Genomic DNA, 3635 nt, shown 5'->3' on the forward strand with positions numbered 1-3635 from the left:
CCGAGGCCTGATTCCCGGCGGCCGTGGCAGGCCCGCGCCGTTACTAAAGACCTTGCCGCCGCCAGGTAACCTAAAGACCGTGAGCACCGTCGGATTCGACGCCCCGGCACGGTTGGGAACCGTCCTGACCGCGATGGTGACGCCGTTTGCTCCCGACGGTTCGCTCGACACCGCGGCCGCGGCGCAGTTGGCGAACCACCTGGTAGACGCCGGATGCGACGGCCTGGTGGTCTCCGGAACCACCGGCGAGTCGCCCACCACCACCGATGACGAGAAGCGGGAACTGGTGCGCGTCGTGCTGGAGGCCGTCGGCGACCGCGCGCGCGTCATCGCCGGCGCGGGCACCTATGACACCGCTCACAGCGTTCGCCTGGCAAAGGCCTGCGCGGCGGAGGGCGCGCACGGATTGCTGGTGGTGACGCCCTACTACTCCAAGCCGCCGCAGAGCGGGCTCATCGCGCATTTCACCGCCATCGCCGACGCCACCGACCTGCCGGTGCTGCTCTACGACATCCCGCCGCGTTCGGTGATACCGATCGAGACCGCGACCATCCGCGCGCTGGCCGCCCACCCGAACATCGTGGGAATCAAGGACGCCAAGGCCGACCTGCACGCCGGCGGCCAGATCATCGCCGAGACCGGGCTGGCGTACTACTCCGGTGACGACGCGCTGAACCTGCCGTGGCTGGCCATGGGCGCCACCGGCTTCATCAGCGTGATCTCCCATCTGGCCGCGGGTCATCTCCGAGAAATGTTGTCCGCCTTCGCTTCCGGCGACATCGCCACCGCGCGGAAGATCAACACGACCGTCGCCCCGCTGTGTGACGCGATGAGCCGGCTGGGCGGCGTCACGTTGTCCAAGGCGGGGCTTCGCCTGCAGGGCATCGAGGTTGGCGATCCTCGCCTGCCGCAAATGCCCGCGACGCCCGAGCAGATCGATGCGCTGGCCGCCGATATGCGCGCGGCGTCGGTGCTCCGATGACCCAAAGGGTGGACCGTAAGTGGATGTAGACCTCACCCCTCCTGGTCGGTTGACGAATGGTGGGTTGCGGGTCACCGCGCTGGGCGGTATCAGCGAAATCGGCCGCAACATGACCGTTTTCGAGCATCTCGGCCGGTTGCTGATCATCGACTGCGGGGTGATGTTCCCCACCCACGACGAGCCCGGGGTGGACCTGATCCTGCCGGACCTGCGCCACATCGAAGACCGGCTCGACGACATCGAGGCGCTGGTGCTCACCCATGCGCACGAGGACCACATCGGCGGCATCCCGTTCCTGCTCAAGCTGCGCCCGGACATCCCGGTCGTCGGGTCCAAGTTCACCCTGGCGCTGGTCGCCGCGAAATGCCGTGAACACCGGCTCAAACCGGTCTTCGTCGAGGTGACCGAGGGGCAGCGCAGCACCCACGGCGTCTTCGAGTGCCAATACTTCGCCGTCAACCACTCCATCCCGGACGCGCTGGCGATCGCCGTCCACACCGGCGCGGGCACCGTCTTGCACACCGGCGACATCAAGCTCGACCAACTGCCCCTGGACGGCCGGCCCACCGACCTGCCCGGCTTGTCCCGCCTCGGGGACGCGGGCGTGGACCTGTTCCTGTGCGACTCGACCAACTCCGAGATCCCCGGCGTGGGGCCGTCGGAAAGCGAGGTGGGTCCGACGCTGCATCGCCTGATCCGCGGCGCCGAGGGCCGCGTCATCGTGGCGTGCTTCGCCTCCAACGTCGACCGCGTGCAGCAGATCATCGACGCCGCGGTCGCGTTGGGCCGGCGCGTCTCGTTCGTCGGGCGCTCGATGGTGCGCAACATGGGCATCGCCCGCGAGCTCGGGTTCCTGCGGGTGGCCGATTCCGACGTGATCGACATCGGCGCGGCCGAGCTGATGCCGCCCGAGCGGGTGGTGCTGATCACCACGGGCACCCAGGGCGAGCCCATGTCGGCGTTGTCGCGGATGTCGCGCGGCGAGCACCGCAGCATCACGCTGACCGCGGGGGACCTCATCGTCCTGGCGTCGTCGCTGATCCCGGGCAACGAGGAGGCGGTCTACGGCGTGATCGACGAGCTCGCCAAGATCGGCGCCCGCGTGGTCACCAATGCCCAAGCCCGCGTGCATGTTTCGGGGCACGCGTACGCCGGCGAGCTGTTGTTCCTCTACAACGGCGTGCGGCCGCGCAATGTGATGCCGGTGCACGGCAGCTGGCGAATGCTGCGCGCCAACGCCAAGCTGGCGGCCAGCACCGGGGTGCCCGAGGAGTCAATCCTGTTGGCCGAGAACGGGGTCAGCGTCGACCTGGTCGCCGGCAGGGCGTCGATCGCCGGGGCGGTGCCGGTCGGCAAGATGTTCGTCGACGGGCTGATCAACGGCGACGTCGGCGACATCACGCTGGGGGAGCGGCTCATCCTGTCGTCGGGTTTCGTCGCGGTGACCGTGATCGTCCAGCGCGGCACCGGGCGTCCGGTGGTCGCGCCGCACCTGCACTCGCGGGGTTTCTCCGAGGACCCCAAGGCGCTAGAGCCGGCCGTGCGCCGGGTGGAGGCCGAGCTGGAGGCGCTGGTGGCCGAGAACATCACCGACCCGGGCCGCATCGCGCAGGCCGTCCGCCGCACCGTGGGCAAGTGGGTGGGCGAGACCTACCGGCGGCAGCCGATGATCGTGCCGACGGTCATCGAGGTCTGAACGCCCGGCGCTACAACTTCTCCGCGTAGGCCGACCATTCGATTTGGGAGGCAGTGAGTTTGCGGCCGGTGGGTTCCACGTAACGCCGGACGAGTTCGTCGGGCCCGGCCTGCTCCAGCAGCCGCCAACCGTATTCCGCGACGAAGGCACCGACTTCCTCGGGCTGCAGGCCGAAGTGCCACAACTGCCGCCGCTGCCGCACGCTGCGGTACAGCGTGCGGGTGCCGTACAGGTTGGTGCCGTCGATGAAATCCCCGCGCACGTAGGTGAATACCAACCGGCTGCCCGGGGCGGCGGCGCGCAACCCCTCCAAGGTCCGTCTGACGGTGGCTTCCGTCAGGTATTGCGTGACGCCCTCGCAGATGAAGAACGCCCGGTAATCGGTGCGGTAGCCGTGCTCGGCCAGGGCGGTGAGCAGGTCGTCGCGCTCCAGGTCCAGCGCCACCTGGCGGACCGACATCGGCGGGCCGCCCAGCACCCGCCGGACCGTCTTGACCTTCCTGGCGATGTTCACCGGCAGGTCGACCTCGAAGACCGGGATCCGCACCTGCCGCGTGAGAAGGTAAGCGCGGGTGTCCAGTCCGGCGCCGAGGATGACGACCGCGTCGATGCCGTCGAGCGCCTCGGCGAGCTTGTCGCCGATGAAACGCTTGCGGCAGGCCAGGTTCGCCCACAGCCCGCGGCCGGACCATTCCGATCCGCGGATCATCAAGCGGCGCAACGGCGCGACCCGCGTCGCGGCCACCAACCACCGCAGCGGCGGCGGCAGAAACAGCTCGGCCAGGTCGTCGTCCACCAGCCGGCGGGCCGGCGGCTCGTTGTGCTCGACGGCCGCCAGGACCATCGGTCCGAAGGCGGTCTGCGCGGCGGGATTTCGTGCCATACGCCGCTACTTGTTCAAGAAGCCGGCATCGACGGGCAGCGTGACGCCGGTGATGTAGCGCTGTCTCTTATACA

Annotated in this window: 3 protein-coding genes; 2 read left to right on the plus strand and 1 reads right to left on the minus strand. The window is 69.1% G+C overall.

What is annotated here, in order from left to right:
- Nucleotides 1-79: 79 nt before the first annotated feature.
- Nucleotides 80-982 (plus strand): 4-hydroxy-tetrahydrodipicolinate synthase, encoded by a 903-nt coding sequence (gene dapA, locus WU80_RS24285; RefSeq protein ID WP_055405631.1) that lies wholly within the window; start codon nucleotides 80-82, stop codon nucleotides 980-982.
- 19 nt (nucleotides 983-1001) lie between these two features.
- The gene (locus WU80_RS24290) at nucleotides 1002-2678 is read left to right on the plus strand and encodes a ribonuclease J (RefSeq protein ID WP_055405632.1); all 1677 of its coding nucleotides are present in this window, start codon (nucleotides 1002-1004) and stop codon (nucleotides 2676-2678) included.
- Nucleotides 2679-2688: 10 nt separating this feature from the next.
- Here WU80_RS24290 and WU80_RS24295 read toward each other — a convergent pair whose 3' ends face one another.
- A complete protein-coding gene (locus WU80_RS24295) occupies nucleotides 2689-3561 on the minus strand; it encodes an SAM-dependent methyltransferase (RefSeq protein ID WP_055405633.1) in 873 nt (290 codons plus the stop codon).
- Nucleotides 3562-3635: the final 74 nt, after the last annotated feature.

It is taken from the genome of Mycobacterium sp. UM_11, assembly GCF_001414075.1.
In the GTDB taxonomy this organism is placed as follows: Bacteria; Actinomycetota; Actinomycetes; order Mycobacteriales; family Mycobacteriaceae; genus Mycobacterium.

What these genes read in the sequence shown, in the direction of transcription:
- WU80_RS24295 (WP_055405633.1), bottom strand. Translation starts at nt 3,561, where the DNA reads ATGGCACGAAATCCCGCCGCGCAGACCGCCTTCGGACCGATGGTCCTG.